Genomic DNA, 16,154 nt, shown 5'->3' on the forward strand with positions numbered 1-16,154 from the left:
CATGTTGAACTCAGAGACCGTCATAGACTCTGCTTCGGGTAAAAGCGCTCAAGCCCATACAGGGCGCGGCGTGGCGTCGGCGCTTGCACATTCCGCGAAGGACGACAAAACTGAGATCAGATCCGGCAGGCGAAAGAAGCGATTCGGGTTACGGCTTGTGTTTGTAGCAGTTCTGGCCGCTCTATTTGCCGGCATCGCGGGACAATTCCTTTATTTCGCGCACCAGATTGCAACCGCAAAAGTGCCCCGTTCGGCGAATGCAGACGCAATCGTTGTGCTGACCGGCGGTCAGGCACGGGTCAATGAAGCCGTGCGGCTGCTTGAAGAAGGTCATGCCAACAGATTGTTGATTTCCGGCGTTCATCCGGGAACGACGCGAGAACAGCTTGCCGCTGTCACGGCATCCGACATGCCATTGGAAAAAGCGAGTGTCGACCTCGACAGAGTTGCGTTGAATACCGCGGGAAACGCGACTGAAACTGCAAATTGGGTACAGAAAAACGGGTTCACGTCGCTCCTCGTCGTTACAAGTGCTTACCACCTCCCGCGGGCGAAGGCCGAGTTGTCCGACGTGTTGCCTGATGTCGACCTCATTGCCTATCCCGTATTCGCAAAAGACCTGAACCTCGATACCTGGTATCGGGAGCCGACAACGATCCGTCTTCTCATGCGCGAATATGTGAAGTATATCCTCGCCAGACTTCGCAACACCGTGAAGGCCATGAGCTGACCGCAATCACCGCATGGCCGTATGGTGACCTTGCCCGCTCACTTCTTCTTCTGGTGCCATGCTTCTTTTGCGTTCCACTCTATTTCAGATCCTGTTCTATTCGGTCACCTTGGTCGAAATGATCCTGTTTTCACCGGTCATGTTGCTGCCGCGAAAATGGGGCTGGCCGATCGTACCCTTCTGGTCACGTACATTGATTTGGCTCATGCGCGTGGTCGCCGGCATCAAGGTGGAAATCCGTGGCCGGGAAAATCTCCCCAAAGGCGGATACATTGCCGCGATGAAGCACCAGTCCGCTTGGGAAACGGTTGCGTTGATTCCATTGTTTTCCAGCCCAACCTTCATCTTGAAACGGGAGCTGCGCTGGATTCCGATTTTCGGATGGTACACGGCGAAATACCGGCAGATCCCCATCAATCGGGGCAAGCGTTCCGAAGCACTGGCCGCAATGATGGAAGCAGCAAAGGACGCGATCGCCGAAGGGCGCCAGATCATGATCTTTCCGGAAGGTACGCGCCGCCCCGCCGGGGCCGAGCCGAAATACAAATACGGTATTGCGCATCTCTACCGGGATCTGAAATGCCCTGTTGTGCCCATCGCACACAATGCCGGGCTCTACTGGCCGCGGTCATCGTGGAAAGTATATCCCGGAACAGTGATTGTTGAGATCCTGCCGCCTATCGAGACTGGCCTTACACCGGATGCGTTTCACGCAAAGCTGGTGCAAACGATCGAAAGCGCAAGCGACAAATTGATTGAAGAAGCCAGGACGGCGTCCGATCCCTCGCCGGTTCTCAAACAGGTCGATGCGACACGGAAAAGTCAGCCTGCCTGAACCGACGAGAGCGACTTAAAGGTTCTTCAGCTGTTGCGCGAGCCAGGCGAGATTGGTGTCGGCGATGCCCATTTCTTCAAGGTGGGCGGCTGTATTGATCACATATTCAGGATTCTCGCCGGATTTGCCGACGGCTCCATCGACGATTTCGAGCTGTCGTTCCAGCGGCAGCGCGCCGGCGTATTGAGGATGTGCGTGATCAACCATATAGACCAGCGCCTGTACATTCTCGCCGCTGTCGAGTTCGATGGTGTGCCAATGCTCCTTGTAGACCATTGTGGTCTGTTCGCGGGCACGGAGATAGTCGAGTGTGTTCGACCAGGTGTCTTCCGCCACCTGGTAGGCCATGCCGCGGCAAGCGCCGCCATTGTCGAGACCGAAGACAAGGCCCGGCCGCTCCTGGGTGCCGCGGTGTACCCAGGAATAGACACAAAGCGCCCTGTGAGCGCCGCGCAGCAGGGCTGGTTCGGAGCGCAAATGATCAAAACCCGGGTTCCACATCAATGACCCGTAGCCAAACACCCAAAAATTGCTCATATCGTCCTGTCTATCATTGTGCCGGTGGCCGAGATACCAATACCTGATTGATGTTTCAATGAAGGTCGCCGGGCAACCCGATAAAAGAGCGCATTCAAGAGTGATAGAGACAGTGTCAGATCCCGAAAAAAAGCCAGCCAAGCCGACGCGTCGCCGGTACCTCGTTCTGATTGGCGCCATCATTCTCGTCATGGCCGGATGGTCAGCCGCGTGGGCTTATGGAAGATCCGTTCTGGCGGATCAGATCGATCTTCAAATGAAGTCGATTGCGCGCAACGGCCTGGAGGTTTCCTGCGCGGATCTGGCGATCGCGGGGTATCCCTTCCGTTACGAGGTCTATTGCCGGGATCTGGTTTCCCGCGACCGTAGGGGCGCAGCCGGATCGCTAGGTGCGCTCAACGCAGTCGCACTGATCTACAACCCCTGGCACATCATACTGGAAGCCAAGGCACCGGCGGCAATTGCCGAGCCGCTCAGCGGGCTTCTGGGTGAGGTGCGATGGGAGACCGCCCGGGCGAGCATCAAGTTTTCAGATACATCACTGGGTGCCTTCGACGCCGTTTTGCAGAAACCGGAAGCGGCTTTCGAAAATGCTGCCTCGGAAGGTCTCTTCGCCGCGGACAAGGCAGAAGTTCATTTGCGAACAACGCCGGAGCAAACCGATGCGGTCGACAGTTTCGTCTCCGTTGATGCGTTGCAGCTGAAATCGATTCCCGAACTTGGCGAAAAAATCGACATGCGTGGGCATTTGCAGGTTTCCGGCGGTTCCGCGCTGCTCGCGGGCGCCAACCTTGCCAGCCTCGTACAGGCCTACGATGGTCAGCTCCCCGTCAAACTGGTCCTCCTGGAAACCGTTATCGGCAAAAGCAGTCTTGGCGCCGCCGGTGATCTGGTCGTCAATGGAGATGGGACGCTTTCCGGTCGGCTCGATGTTACGATCGGAAATGCCGACGGATTGCTCAGCGCCTTGAAACCGCTGTTTCCGCCGCAAGGCGACAGCTACGCCCTGGTCCAGAATGTGATCCAAAGCCTGAAGGCCGCGGAAACCGAGGTCAATGGCGTACGGTCGATAGCCCTGCCGGTAACCATAGAGCGGGGTGTCGTGCGCGTCGGATTTCTTCCACTGGGCCGTGTCCCGCCACTTTATGCGGCAGGAACCTGATCGCTTTCCAGCAGGAACCGTGCTGGAAGCTGCCTGTCTCAGACGGCTTCCGGGCTAGTCGCCGGCAATCCTGTCTATCGGGATCACGTAGCTCTTGCGATGGTCTGGTTCGGCGATTTTTTCATAAAGTGCGACCGCCGGTGCATTCTTGCCGGGGACGATCCATCTCAGATGCAGCCAGCCACGTCTTTGGCCTTCGCTCACGAGTTCGTCGATGATCTTTTTCCCAAGCCCCTTATTGCGATGGTCCGGGTGGACGTAAATCTCGTCCAATTGACCGATCCGGAGCCCGGTAATCAATTCGGGCAGGTCGAAATAGACGCCGAATCCGATCAGATCGCCGTCAACGAACGCTCCCAGAACTTCGGCGGTTTTGTCGCCCAGAATTCGTTCGGCGTAATATTCGTCGGGCCGTCTTGGCGCGCCGCGCTTGAGCGCTTGGGCGTTTTCGGCGATGAGTGGCGCGAGCTTATGGGCGTCTTCCGGCCCAAGGGCTCTGATTTCCGCAGTTGTCATGGAATCCCCGGATATCACAGGTCTAAGGTGTCGCCCCAACATGTCCCGAAACAGGAGCCGGGATCAAGGACTTGAATCAAATTCTGCTAGGACGATTGTCAGTCACGGGTTATTGCGCGATTCGTGTCGCACATGGGTAACGTTTCATTTGAGGACAGGAATTGATGGCGGCAGCAGATCGTGTCCGCGCGACCGCAATTGGATTGAGCGCGGTTCTGATGTGGGCAACGCTTGGGCTCTTTGGGGCAGGGTCCGGAAAGGTGCCTCCCTTTCTTTTGAATGCGCTCTGCTTCGGGCTTTCAGGGAGCCTCGCGCTTGTCTGGCTGGCGTTGTCGGGAAAACTCGTGTTGCTGCGGCAGCCGCTGAAAGTATGGGCTTTCGGTACAGCCGGATTGTTCGGGTTTCATTTCTTCTATTTCACCGCGATACGGAACGCGCCGCCGGTGGAAGCAAACCTCATCAACTATACCTGGCCGCTTCTGATTGTGCTTTTTTCAGCACTTTTGCCCGGTGAACGGTTGCGGATACACCATGTTATCGGGACAATCCTGGGCCTTGCCGGTGCCGCGCTTCTGGTGGGCGGTGGCGGGGAAGTTCAGTTTTCCGGCGCATTTGCAATCGGTTACGCGGCAGCTGTTGCCTCTTCCCTTTTCTGGTCAAGCTATTCGGTTCTTTCACGAAAGCTTGGCGCCGTGCCGAGCGAGGCGGTTGCAGGGTTTTGTCTGACGACAGCCTTTCTGTCGGCGATTTGCCATTTGGCCCTTGAAGAAACCGTGCTGCCGGCCAGTGCGCTGGAGTGGGCTTCAGTCGTTGCCCTCGCGCTCTTTCCGGTCGGCCTCGCATTTTTTACATGGGACATCGGCATCAAGCGTGGCGACATCCAGGTGTTGGGGGCGGCGGCTTACTCTGCACCGCTGCTTTCAACGCTTCTGCTGATTGCCTTTGGGTTCGGCAGCCTGACACTTTCCGTAGGTTTTGCCTGCATTGCCATCACTCTTGGCGCTGTTGTCGCGGCAAAAGACATGATATTCGCGAGCGCGCGCAAAAGGCGCATGCCGAAATGAGGACCATGAGACACATTCCCCCTTCGGTGAATTTCTCCCGGCCCCGCAAACCACTAGGGTAGAGGTCGTTCCGTTTTGCTGTTCCTTAGGATGACCCGATGACGATACCGATCAGACCGCGCCGTTCCGCTCTCTACATGCCGGGTTCCAATGCCCGGGCCCTGGAAAAGGCCAAAAGCCTGGATGTGGACTGCCTGCTTCTGGATCTTGAAGATGCCGTCGCGCCGGACGCCAAAGATCTGGCACGGACGCAAATTGGCGATGCGGTTGCCGCCGGTGGTTATGGCGAACGTGAAATCGTCATCCGGATCAACGGCCTTGATACCCCGTGGGGCGAAACAGACCTTCAGATGGCCGTGAAGTCCACGGCAGATGCGATACTGGTGCCGAAGGTCAATGCGCCGTCGGATCTGCAGCGTGTGGCCCATATGCTGTCTCTGCACAACGCGCCCAGCAAACTTCAACTCTGGGCAATGATGGAAACACCTGAAGCCATGTTGAACGCTGCGGCGATCGGCGCATGCGGCAAGGATCCCGAAATCAGGCTTTCCTGTTTTGTCATGGGAACGAACGACCTTGCCAAGGAAACGCGCGCACGTCTGACACCCGGACGGGCGGCGATGATGCCCTGGCTGATGACATGCGTCGCGGCGGCGCGCGCCGGCGGCATCGACATCCTGGACGGGGTCTACAATGCATTCCAGGACGAGGAAGGATTTGCGTCCGAATGCGCGCAAGGGGCGGATATGGGCATGGACGGCAAAACACTGATACATCCCAAACAACTTGCGCCGTGTCACGCCGCATTCAGTCCTTCCGTGGATGACGTCGCCTGGGCACGCAAGATCAACGACGCATTTGATCTTCCGGAAAATGCGAACAAGGGTGCCATTCAGGTAGACGGAAAGATGGTGGAACGGCTACATGCCGACATGGGCAAACGGGTGATCATGATCGCCGACGCCATTGCCGCACGTGCATAACAGGACCAGACGATGAAGCTTTACAGGTTCATTACCGGCGTAGACGATAGCGAATTCTGTCACCGGGTTACCCAAGCGCTCAACAAGGGATGGGAGCTTTCCGGATCGCCGACGCTTACCTATGACGCAACGCGGGGCGCAACTATCTGTGGTCAGGCCGTCACCAAGGAAGTGGACGGGGAGTATTCCCGGGACATGAAGCTCGGCGACTATTGAGCGGTATTTGAAATGAAGTTCTGCGACCCGGACAGATCCGGGTCACAGTCTGTTGGCGGAACTGCTGGTGTCCCGGCTGCTAGTGTTTCAGCTTCGTTTCGAGCAATTTCGCGACTTCGGCAGCCTCGAAGGGTTCCTTGAGAAACTTGAACAAAGGCTCAAGTTTCTCCGCACCTTCAAGGTAGTCTTCGTAACGAAGCTGGTAACAGACGTCCTTGTTGTTCGCCGCGTAAGACTTTGTAAGGTCCTCGAAATTTTCCCATTTCCGTCTGACGTCGGATTGGTCCTGCTTTTTCCAGAACGAGGACTTGACGACGTTTTCGAAAGTCCGGTTTTGAAATATGAACCGGCTCTTCGGGAAATAGGTGAGGATCGTGTCCAGGAACTTCGAAAAGTACCTCGGATCGTTGTGGTATCGGATTTCCTTGAAGCCGAGAACACGGGCGTCGCCCTTCGGGCAAAGAACCTTGGAGACAAATGTATCGAAGAGGCTCAAGGCATATTCGTCGACATCGACATCTTCCATGCCGTACCAGGGATCGAGTGATGTGCCCACCATCTTGCCGAAATAGGGACGCTCGCTGGAGATGATGGATCGCTGCGGCTCCTGGCGCTGCTGAAAGTTCCCTTCTCCCCGGATTGCCGTTATCGACCGCGACAAATGAACGAGCGCATTACAGTTTTCGCCCCGCACGAAGTAACCCGGGAGCGAGTTCAGCAAATGCTGCGTCAAGGTCGAGCCTGACCTTCCAAACGCCACCACAAAGACATAGCCGTCCTTTGGAAAATACAGCGAAGGATACTGTCTGTGCAGTTGAAAACTGTCCTCCCGTAATGGCACTACATTCGACATCGCTTTGACCTCCTGAATGGGCGCATGACCCGGAACATACCTGTTGGTCCTGCACCTGACCCCAACCTTGCGCGCGATCGTTCTTGGCCAGTTCACCGAATTTCACCTGCAAGAAGCCGGCTTCATGGCGTCCGTTGGTTCGTGATTACGATCGACGGCAGCTGAAAAAAGAACCATCAATAGTGGCTGTTTTTTGATGAAAGGAACAATTACAAAGATTAGAGAGAGATTTTTTCTTCTAAACAGTGAATGCATACAAAGTATTGATAACATAAGTCAAAAATATATTTATATTAGTTTGAAAATTGGATTATTTCTTCAGCATCGCGTCGAATACAGCAGCATAAATCTGCTTAACGGTCTCCGTCTCCTCTGGTCCCCGCCTGTAGAGGTTGTTCAATCCGGGCGCTGCATTCACTTCCAGTACGATACCAGCCGTATCAGGGCGGCGCTCATCTGGAACAATCAGGTCAACGCCGGCATATCGCAGGCCGAGCGTTTTTGCCGACAGGCGCGCCAGTTTATGAATTTCAGGTGAAATTTCGCTCGTGACGATCTTCGCCGATCCGCCGGAAGACAGATTGGAAACAGGCAGTAGCGAAACCCTCTGACCGGCCACAGGAACGCTTTCCAGCATCAATCCCTGTAGAGACAATTCGAAATCGATCCGCCCGTCCGCAGGGTCTATGCGGCTGTGGGAATCGACCAACTCGGCAAGACTGCTTTCGCCGTCACCCGTGACCTCAGGAGCCTTTCTTTCGATGGCGCAAAGGACGTCTCCGTCAAGAACGATGATGCGCAGGTCCCTGCCCCGGATTTCTTCCTGAACGAGCAGCCGGTCATGACGCTTTGCCAGGATGTGCAGCGCGTTCTGGAGCGTGTGGTAGGTGTCGGCACGCATGACGTCGCGGCCTTCCTGTCCGGTATTCGGCTTGACGAACAGTGGAAACCCTTGCTCTTCAGCAAAATCGAGAACGGCGTCGGGTGGCCTCCTGCCGTCGCGGATGTCGGAACAGATGACAAGATGGCTTGCCGGTACGGCGATGCCAGCGGCGTGCAGAAAACGGGCGGTGTAGGACTTGTCGTTACAAATCTCGGCACAACCGAGCGCGTTGAGGTCGAACCGCGTTCCCTTGAATAACCAGCGCCTGCCGGTTTTGTCTTCAATCAGACCCGCGTGGCCATGCGCATCGCCGGCTGTCAGATTGAGGCCATGCTTGGCGCAGTAGTCTTCGAGCAGTTCAAAAACGATTGTCCGATCAGTGGAGCTGATTGTGTCCAACGGCTCCAACCCGGTCAATTCCGGCCCTTGCGCTGATTGGCGTTCGCCAGATAGTCGATCTTGAATAGATCCGGATTGGTCGGTGCGTTGGACACGACGTTATAGACCGCGACAGACGTGTCGTAGCCCTGCTGATCGGTGACAGTCCATTGCTTCAAGGAAAAGTTGTCGGTGTCGAAAATGAGCGTCAGCGTTCCGGAGTTGAACTTGGTCTTGTCCAAAATCGTGACTGTGATCAGATCCTTCTCGACAAGGACGTTGGTGACGTTGGTGTCTTTCTCAAGATCAATCGCGTCGGACAAAAGAAAGCGCAAAGGCGTCTGTCCAAGCGGCCAAATGTCCTGTGTGTTTAGCTTGCGATCGCGTACGGAGACAGATTTGCCATCGGCGACGATATCAAGCACCGACGGCTTGTTATAATAAAACCGCACCTTGCCGGGGCGGGCCATGTAGAACTTCCCGTCGGACTGACTGCCGTCCGGTCCGAACTGGATGAAATCGCCGTGCATGGTTTTCACGGAGTTGAAATAGGTGCTCAGTTGCTGAAGCGTCTTCTGCTCCTGGTCCGTCAGCGCCTGTGCCGGAAGCAGCAAGGTCAGAATCAGGCCCGCGGACAGGAGCGGACCGCCAATGTGTCGGGCGAGGCGAAGAGCAAAGCGTTTCAGCATGATGCAATGTCCTAAATCGTTATTTGCCGCAAATAGTATAGCGTAGCTATGGAGCGTGTGTGGCAAAGCTTTGGCAATCGGGACTTAAAACTCTTCTTCAACGCCGTTTTGCACGAGAATTTCCCGCTTTCCGGCATGGTTCGCCGAACTGATGAGCCCTTCCTGCTCCATGCGTTCTATGAGCGAGGCTGCCCGGTTGTAGCCGATCGACAAGCGGCGCTGGACATAGGACGTCGATGCCTTCTTGTCGCGCAGGACGATTGCGACGGCCTTGTCGTAGAGCTCGTTGCCTTCACCGCCGCCGGCGAGACCGCCACCTGCGTCATAGGGACTTTCCGTTTCGTCTTCCTCTTCCGTGACGGCTTCCAGATACTGCGGCGTGCCCTGGACCTTGAGGTGCTTGACGATGTCTTCCACCTCGTCGTCGGCAACGAACGGGCCGTGGACACGCTGGATGCGGCCGCCACCTGCCATGAACAGCATGTCGCCCATGCCGAGAAGCTGTTCGGCCCCCATCTCGCCAAGGATCGTGCGGCTGTCGATTTTCGACGTGACCTGGAAAGAGATACGCGTCGGGAAATTCGCCTTGATCGTGCCGGTGATAACATCCACGGACGGACGCTGCGTCGCCATGATCAGATGGATACCGGCCGCACGGGCCATCTGTGCCAGGCGCTGGATGGCTCCCTCGATATCCTTTCCGGCAACCATCATGAGGTCAGCCATCTCGTCGACGATCACGACGATGTAAGGCATTGCCTCGAGCGGCAGCTCCTCGTCCTCGTAAATTGGCTGTCCAGTGTCGCGGTCGAATCCGGTCTGAACAGTACGGGTGAAGCTTTCGCCCTTTTCGAGCGCCTGCTTTATCCGGGTGTTGTAACCGTCGATGTTCCGCACACCCATCTTGGACATCTTCTTGTAGCGGTCCTCCATTTCGCGGACCGTCCACTTAAGCGCAACAACCGCTTTCTTGGGATCCGTCACGACGGGCGTGAGAAGATGCGGAATGCCGTCATAGATGGAAAGTTCGAGCATTTTCGGGTCGATCATGATCAGTTTGCACTGCTCCGGTGTCAGCCGGTACAGCAGGGACAGGATCATGGTGTTGATCGAAACCGATTTACCCGAACCGGTCGTACCGGCAACGAGCAGGTGCGGCATGCGGGCAAGGTCTGCAACGACGCTTTCGCCATTGATGGTCTTGCCAAGTGCCAGGGGAAGCTTGGCCTTGGACTTCTCGAAATCCTGAGCTGCGATCAATTCACGGAGAAACACGGTTTCACGCCGTGCATTTGGCAATTCGATACCGATGGCGTTCTTGCCGGGAATAACGGCAACACGCGCGGAAATCGCCGACATCGATCGCGCTATGTCATCTGCAAGGCCGATGACGCGGGACGATTTGATCCCGGGCGCAGGTTCCAGTTCGTAGAGCGTGACCACCGGGCCCGGTCGCACCTCGATGATCTCACCACGGACACCGAAGTCTTCAAGAACACCTTCCAGGATACGGGCGTTTTGCTCCAGCGCGTCGGCGGAAAGTCCGGGCACTTTGCCGCCGGCCTTTGGTTCGGCAAGCAGGCGCAATGGTGGCAGCTCGTATTCTTCCGGCGCGCCCAGGAAGGATGGCTGGGCTTCCTCGATGGCGCGTTTGCTCTGTTTCGGCCGCGGCGCCGGCGGAATAACCCTGCCCGCCTGCGGTGTGGGTTGTTCGGCCGGTGCGGGCATCTGTCCGGGTGCGGCAATTCCGACGGGCATTGCGTGTTGACCCGAAACCGGTCCCTTTTCGATCAGGAGTTCGTCGGGTTCGAAGCTCTCTCCGTCGTCTTCATAAGGTTCGTCGGCATATAGTCCGTCCGGATCCTCGTCCTCTGAGTGACTTCCGCGATCGTAGAATTCATCAAGCCCGTCGTCGTCCCGCGGCATAAGTTTGCCGGCAATCGCGCGGCGGAAGGCCGAAAGACGGCTGCCTCGCCTGCCGGTTTCGTATTCAACCGGGTCATCCGTGTCGTCATCGTCCCAGTCATCATCTTCTTCAGGGGCGGTTCGCGCGCGTTTCAACCCGGTCATCCGGCGCAACTGAGCCGTGCCCTGCAATCGCAAGTGTTCGATCTGACCCACAAATGCGCTGAAGAAGACCGACAGTCTGGACTCGCTCTCTTCGTCTTCCAGACCGAGTTCTTCTTCAATCGACCTGCCATGTCCCTTGGCGGCGCGCGCCGGTTTGCCGCGCTCTGTTGCCGGTTCGTCGTCGATCCGATCCTTTGCTCCAAGCCAACCGGCAGCGGACAACAGGAAGAAAATCGCCGGTACGCCAAGACCAAGTCCGCCCACGATGGTCGCGGCTCCACTTGTCATATTGGCGGTGATGACCGCGGGAACCTGGTGAACGGTGTCGCCGAAAAATCCACCCAGTCCGGTTGGCAGCGGCCAGCTGTCCGGCACAGGCAGAGCCGCCAGGGCGCCGGCGGCAAGACTGGATCCGACCAGCCAGAAAAAGAGACGTTTCTTGCCGATACCGAGAGCGTGTCCGGCCAGGAGCCGCCAGCCCCAAAGTACGAGCGGGATCAGAAAAACAGCGGTCGCAAGACCGATCGTCTGCATAAGTATGTCTGCGATGATCGCGCCCGGAGCTCCGAGCGCATTGCGCACGGTGCCATCGGTTGCGTGGTTAAAGCTCGGGTCGTTGACCGACCATGTTGCAAGCGACGCCGCAAGCATCGCGGCAGCCGCAATGATGCCGAGCCCGCAGGCGCCCACGAGGTTGCGGCGCAGGAAACGTTTGATCGGGCTTTCGGTGTCCAGCAGATCAACGGCGGATCTTCGGCCATTGCTGCGCACTGCGCTTGCCCTTCTCATGCCTGTTCTCCCAGCCAGTTTGCCATGCGCTCCAAAGCGGCTTCCGTCTGCTGCAAAGGCGCTGTCAGTCCCACACGGATGAAATTGCGTCCCGGATTGCTGCCGTCCGACTGATCGGAAGCCAGAAATCCTCCTGGTACGACCTTCACGCCAATGTCGCGCCAGAGGCGTTTTGTGACCGTGACCCCGTCAGCCCATTTTCCGACATCAAGCCAGAGGAAAAATCCACCCTCCGGGGTGACTGGACCCATTTGAGGAGCAAGAAGCCGTTCAGCAACCTCAAATTTTTCATTGTAGAGACGCCGGTTCTCCGCAACGTGTGCCTCGTCCTGATAGGCACGGACGGCGACTGCCTGCGCCGGAAGCGAGACTTGAGGCGCGGCGAGGCCGCGGAACTTTGCCCATCTTCGCAGAAAATCCGAATCACCGGCGGCAAAGCCGCATCTCAGGCCCGCCAGGTTGGAACGTTTCGACAGCGAATTCAGGACGATGATGTTCTCAAAACCCGTTCCCATGGCCTTTGCGGCCTCGAGAATGCCAGGCGGCGGTGTGTTGCGGTAAATTTCCGAGTAGCATTCATCGGCAAAGATAAAAAAGCGATGCTTGCGTGCAAGGCCGATCAGCTGCTGCCAATATTCCAGACTGGCCGGATAACCCTCCGGGTTCGTTGGCGAAGCGACGTAAAACGCAACGGTTTCATCCAGGAGATCGGAATCCAGACTGTCGAGATGAGGCAGGAAGTTGTTCCCCGGCACCGCATCCAGCAGCACCGCGCGGGCGTCGGCGACATGCGCTGCGGCCGCGTATGTCTGGTAAAACGGGTTCGGCAAAACGACGACCGGATGATCCAATCCCTTGTCCAGCTGATCCCGGGCTGCGATTGCACCGAATGACAGACCTTCGCGCGAGCCGTTCAGGGGCAGCACGCCGTCTTCCGGATCGATCATGCCGCCAAGCGAGTATCTGCGATCGAGCCAGCCTGCTACGGCATTCCGGAAGTCCTGAGACCCCTTTATGGGCGGATACCGGCGGAAATCACCAATGTTTTCAGCAAGAACGCTCGCCGTAAACTCCGGAATTGCATGCTGGGGCTCGCCGATTGTCATGATAATCGGATCGAGACCGGGTGACTCGCCGTCCAAAAGCTCGGCAAGACGCTGAAATGGATTGGAGCTCGGCAAAACAGCGCCGCGCGTGTAGGCTTGAAGGCTGGCAGTCATGTAATTTCCGGCGATCATTACGCATTACTTTGACCAGACCCTATCGCCCTCTTGGTAAATCTCTGATTAACCAAGGACGAGAACTGAGGTTCCAATCAACGCAATTGCCTGTGCCGCGCTTCTTTTTTATGGTCTTTTTCAAGAGCGCTCATTGGTCAAAAAGGATTTTCATGACCGCACACAAAGACCCGGTATCCGTCGTTTGTTTCGGTGATTCCCTTACCTGGGGGTTCAATCCCCTGGACAAGTCCAGATACAGTCATGAAGTCCGCTGGACCCGCAGGCTGCAGCACGAACTTGGACCATCGTTTCATATCATCGAAGAAGGCGTCAACGGCCGCACCACCGTCTTTGAGGACCCGACACGGGGCGACAAAAACGGCTTGGCGCATCTTGCCACGGTGCGCAAGACGCATATGCCGATCGATATCCTGATCATCATGCTCGGTTCGAACGATCTTCAGGACCGGTTCAACATGAGTGCCGATGCGATCGGGCTGGCGATGGGCAGGATCCTGTTTGCGGCGACGCAGGCAACGGACGACGTGGAAGGCCGCGCGCCAAAGGTCCTTCTGATGGCACCGCCGCCACTGGGCGACTTCACCGGTCTCGAATATGAAGGTCTTTATTCCAATGCGCACGGGGGCGCCCAGTCACGGCGTCTCGCAGAGGTTTATGCGCGCCTTGCGGAGCAATACGGCACCGCTTTTCTGGATGTCGGGAAGCACATGAATGCGAGCCCGGTCGATGCCATACATTTCGAGGCAGCGCCACAGGCAAATCTGGCCAAAGTCATTGCAAATGAGGTCCGAGGGCTGGCCGGCATCTGATTTAGACCTTGAGTTTTTCCAATGCCTTTCGAATGCGCACTTTTACCGAGCCAGCCGTCTCGTATGCGCCAGACCGTTCCAGCGTTTCAATCGCACGGGATCTGTGACCCGGGAACCGCAGGGCAAATACGGCCAACGCGTAGTGGGACCAGGCACGCAAGAACTTGTTTTCAGATGTCAGTCCGCTGTCGATCATCTGCCTGAGGGGGTCTTCCAGATGTTCCGGGATTTGCAAATGCTCGAAATACTGAAGAAAGTGCAGTCGGGCTTCCCAGTCGGTTAGCTTCGGCGCGAAGGCTGCGTGTCTCGCTGCTAACTGTTCCGGAAGCCCGCTTCTGGATTTTGCCACGTAATGCTTCAAAAGCCACGTTGCGCCGCGCTCACACTCCTCAATCTCGCAGAGCTCAACCAGGTGAATGGTGAAGTCCGGTTCTGTCGCAAAGCTTGAGTAGGCATGCTCCAGCGGCGCGGTATCCTTACCGTCCCACTTTCGGAGAATCCGGGCGAGATGCATGCGCATGAGCTAGGGGCAGGCCCTCAAAAGTCGACCGTCAGGCCCTTGATCTCCCAATCATCGTACCGGGTCGGTTCCAGTCCGCCGCGGCCGTTGATCTCATCCGGCATGGCATCTTGTTTCGCGTCGATCTGTTTCCGGCGCTCGTCGGCCTCTAGAAGAGCGCGCTGGGCGGCAGGTGGGAGGTCCTCGAAACGTTTCTTCGGCTCCACAGCGGTTTCTGTCTTCAGCGAAGGAGCTTCACTCTGGCTGTAGCTCTCGGTCGGTTCTTTCTGGTCGTGCGTCATGTTAGCTATTGGCTGGCTGCATGTTTCGGTTATGTCGTCCTGATTATCTTATATAAGGCATGATTGCCGGATTTGGCAGTGGGCGAATTCCAGTATCGGTATTGCTCGATTGGGCTCACAGCCGTGAATATTCGGCCGCGGCGGGCAGCCCCGCGCAGTTTACATTCCGTCCGATTCGGTTATGCCCGACTGTGCGCGGCTTCAGGTGCCGCGAGCGGCAATTGGGTGTGCCGTGGTTGCCTGTATCTGACAAGCAGGAAGAAACCGGCTGGAACCGCGGCTACCAGCAAAAATACCAAGGTCGCATGGGTCCCCAGGGTTGAAGGTAAGATCGACAGGAGCAACACATAGACAAAAGGTTGCATCCAGGTAATGCCCACCAAAAACTGCAACTCCATTGGCCAGTCAGGCAGCGACCTGGCAACGAAAAGTACGCCCGCGGCAAACAGGGGCCAGCTGTAGTACAGAAAGGACGGTGCAACGATGGTGCTGAGCAGCAAAACAAACCCGATACGCAACTCATAAGGCAAGCGGGAAGGCAGGCGGAGTGTGCAGATCACGCCCAGTATGATTGCTGCAAAGACGAGCGCCGCTCTCAAACCCATATCGACATGCATCCTGCCCAAAAAAGACCGGAGCGAGGTGTCCCATTCCAGGGCCGTGAGTGCGTAGGCCTGATAAAGGGGCGTTGTGAAGGACGACATATAGCTCAGCAAAACATTTGGTCCGTAAAGGGCAAGTGAGAGGCCCGTCAGCACCAACGTGCCGAGTGTTGCCCAACCGATGCATCGCCAAGCGCCAATGCTGACCAAAAAGAAAGGAACAAGAAGCCCGTATTGCGGCTTAATTGTCGCGACGGCGAGCGACAAGCCGGCCAGAATGGGGCGTTGCTTTGCGTGAACAAGAGCAAAAACAATCAATGTTATTATAAAGATAGAAAGATTTAGCCGTAGAAGGATCTGAACCGTTCCAACGGAGGCTGCAAACAGCGCGGACACGGCCAGATTAAACCCCGCAAGCCGTGGAATCGCGAAGAGCGCTATCAGAGTCATTCCCAATACGATGATTTTCAGCGTGGCGAAATCCATCCAGGAAAAAACATGAAAGAGTGGGAGGGCATGCGGCGGATTTAAGAAAATCAGGTCTGATAGCCGTTCCGACAACCCGTCCCGGAACAACTCCGGATCGTAGACGTCCGCCGCTGATCCGGCATTGGACATCTCAGAGGCCCGATGAAACGCTGAGAGGTCCTCGACGCGTGCATCCTTCAGGGTTCGCGGAAAGTCAAAAACGGCGGACCTGACAGTCCACAAGGCTTGCAGCGTACCAAGCGCCGATATGATCAACAGCCACAAAAACGCGGGCCCGCCGAGTGTGTTTTTGACGGTTTTCGAGTGCCAGAACGGCAACAGGCTGCGAGCAGAAGACAAGGCAAAAATTCCTTTGTAAAAAATCAGGAGAATACAAACGGCGCAAAAACCTTAAGTTGCGCAGAAATCTAAAAAATGAGTTAAACTTAAGGTTGTGCAATTGAAAGTTGATTGAAAAAATCAGACGAAACGTCCGGCCGTGCCCAATGGACTTTTGCCACCCCGATC

The 16,154-nt window shown here is 56.6% G+C and carries 17 protein-coding genes; 7 read left to right on the top strand and 10 right to left on the bottom strand.

Annotated elements, in window-relative coordinates; translation table 11 throughout:
• Positions 1 to 157: 157 nt before the first annotated feature.
• Both Q0915_RS20085 and Q0915_RS20090 read left to right on the top strand, forming a co-directional pair.
• Positions 158 to 730 carry a YdcF family protein gene (locus Q0915_RS20085; RefSeq protein WP_299477810.1) on the top strand — a complete coding sequence of 191 codons (573 nt, stop codon included), beginning with the start codon at positions 158 to 160 and terminating at the stop codon, positions 728 to 730.
• Between the two features lie 58 nt (positions 731 to 788).
• A complete protein-coding gene (locus tag Q0915_RS20090; protein WP_299477813.1) occupies positions 789 to 1,565 on the top strand; it encodes a 1-acyl-sn-glycerol-3-phosphate acyltransferase in 777 nt (258 codons plus the stop codon).
• A gap of 15 nt (positions 1,566 to 1,580) precedes the next feature.
• On the opposite strand, the gene Q0915_RS20095 is transcribed toward Q0915_RS20090, so the two are convergent.
• Positions 1,581 to 2,102: a gamma-glutamylcyclotransferase gene (locus Q0915_RS20095; protein ID WP_299477816.1), complete on the bottom strand. Its 522-nt coding sequence runs from the start codon at positions 2,100 to 2,102 to the stop codon at positions 1,581 to 1,583.
• A gap of 112 nt (positions 2,103 to 2,214) precedes the next feature.
• Between Q0915_RS20095 and Q0915_RS20100 the strand changes: the two genes are divergently transcribed.
• A complete protein-coding gene (locus Q0915_RS20100) occupies positions 2,215 to 3,264 on the top strand; it encodes a DUF2125 domain-containing protein (protein WP_299477819.1) in 1,050 nt (349 codons plus the stop codon).
• Positions 3,265 to 3,318: 54 nt separating this feature from the next.
• On the opposite strand, the gene Q0915_RS20105 is transcribed toward Q0915_RS20100, so the two are convergent.
• Positions 3,319 to 3,780, bottom strand: coding sequence for a GNAT family N-acetyltransferase (locus tag Q0915_RS20105; RefSeq protein ID WP_299477822.1), 462 nt, complete (start codon positions 3,778 to 3,780; stop codon positions 3,319 to 3,321).
• A gap of 164 nt (positions 3,781 to 3,944) precedes the next feature.
• Between Q0915_RS20105 and Q0915_RS20110 the strand changes: the two genes are divergently transcribed.
• The 3 genes from Q0915_RS20110 to Q0915_RS20120 all read left to right on the top strand — a co-directional run bounded on the left by Q0915_RS20110 (position 3,945) and on the right by Q0915_RS20120 (position 6,043).
• On the top strand, positions 3,945 to 4,844 hold the full coding sequence (locus tag Q0915_RS20110) for a DMT family transporter (RefSeq protein ID WP_299477825.1): 900 nt from the start codon (positions 3,945 to 3,947) through the stop codon (positions 4,842 to 4,844).
• A 98-nt stretch (positions 4,845 to 4,942) separates the two neighbouring features.
• Positions 4,943 to 5,827: a CoA ester lyase gene (locus Q0915_RS20115; protein ID WP_299477828.1), complete on the top strand. Its 885-nt coding sequence runs from the start codon at positions 4,943 to 4,945 to the stop codon at positions 5,825 to 5,827.
• 12 nt (positions 5,828 to 5,839) lie between these two features.
• Positions 5,840 to 6,043, top strand: a complete 204-nt coding sequence (locus Q0915_RS20120) for a DUF1737 domain-containing protein (protein ID WP_299477831.1) — start codon at positions 5,840 to 5,842, stop codon at positions 6,041 to 6,043.
• 79 nt (positions 6,044 to 6,122) lie between these two features.
• On the opposite strand, the gene Q0915_RS20125 is transcribed toward Q0915_RS20120, so the two are convergent.
• The 5 genes from Q0915_RS20125 to Q0915_RS20145 all read right to left on the bottom strand — a co-directional run bounded on the left by Q0915_RS20125 (position 6,123) and on the right by Q0915_RS20145 (position 12,925).
• On the bottom strand, positions 6,123 to 6,896 hold the full coding sequence (locus tag Q0915_RS20125) for a sulfotransferase (RefSeq protein WP_299477834.1): 774 nt from the start codon (positions 6,894 to 6,896) through the stop codon (positions 6,123 to 6,125).
• Between the two features lie 310 nt (positions 6,897 to 7,206).
• Complete coding sequence (locus Q0915_RS20130; RefSeq protein WP_299477837.1) at positions 7,207 to 8,178, bottom strand: ATP-grasp domain-containing protein; 972 nt, start codon at positions 8,176 to 8,178, stop codon at positions 7,207 to 7,209.
• 14 nt (positions 8,179 to 8,192) lie between these two features.
• Complete coding sequence (locus Q0915_RS20135; RefSeq protein ID WP_299477840.1) at positions 8,193 to 8,846, bottom strand: outer membrane lipoprotein carrier protein LolA; 654 nt, start codon at positions 8,844 to 8,846, stop codon at positions 8,193 to 8,195.
• An 84-nt stretch (positions 8,847 to 8,930) separates the two neighbouring features.
• The gene (locus Q0915_RS20140; protein WP_299477843.1) at positions 8,931 to 11,705 is read right to left on the bottom strand and encodes a DNA translocase FtsK; all 2,775 of its coding nucleotides are present in this window, start codon (positions 11,703 to 11,705) and stop codon (positions 8,931 to 8,933) included.
• Positions 11,702 to 12,925 (bottom strand): aminotransferase class I/II-fold pyridoxal phosphate-dependent enzyme, encoded by a 1,224-nt coding sequence (locus tag Q0915_RS20145; protein ID WP_299477846.1) that lies wholly within the window; start codon positions 12,923 to 12,925, stop codon positions 11,702 to 11,704. Before Q0915_RS20145 ends, Q0915_RS20140 begins: the two co-directional genes overlap by 4 nt.
• A 170-nt stretch (positions 12,926 to 13,095) precedes the next feature.
• Between Q0915_RS20145 and Q0915_RS20150 the strand changes: the two genes are divergently transcribed.
• The gene (locus tag Q0915_RS20150; RefSeq protein ID WP_299477848.1) at positions 13,096 to 13,755 is read left to right on the top strand and encodes an SGNH/GDSL hydrolase family protein; all 660 of its coding nucleotides are present in this window, start codon (positions 13,096 to 13,098) and stop codon (positions 13,753 to 13,755) included.
• Position 13,756: 1 nt separating this feature from the next.
• Here the strand turns inward: Q0915_RS20150 and Q0915_RS20155 are convergent, their stop codons facing one another.
• The 3 genes from Q0915_RS20155 to Q0915_RS20165 form a co-directional block, all read right to left on the bottom strand.
• Entirely contained in the window at positions 13,757 to 14,269 is a 513-nt protein-coding gene (locus Q0915_RS20155) for a hypothetical protein (RefSeq protein ID WP_299477850.1), read from the bottom strand.
• A 23-nt stretch (positions 14,270 to 14,292) separates the two neighbouring features.
• The gene (locus Q0915_RS20160) at positions 14,293 to 14,556 is read right to left on the bottom strand and encodes a DUF1674 domain-containing protein (protein WP_299477852.1); all 264 of its coding nucleotides are present in this window, start codon (positions 14,554 to 14,556) and stop codon (positions 14,293 to 14,295) included.
• 179 nt (positions 14,557 to 14,735) lie between these two features.
• Positions 14,736 to 15,986, bottom strand: a complete 1,251-nt coding sequence (locus tag Q0915_RS20165) for a glycosyltransferase family 87 protein (RefSeq protein ID WP_299477854.1) — start codon at positions 15,984 to 15,986, stop codon at positions 14,736 to 14,738.
• Positions 15,987 to 16,154 lie beyond the last annotated feature (168 nt).

The sequence above is a fragment of the uncultured Roseibium sp. genome, assembly GCF_947494555.1.
Lineage (GTDB): Bacteria > Pseudomonadota > Alphaproteobacteria > Rhizobiales > Stappiaceae > Roseibium.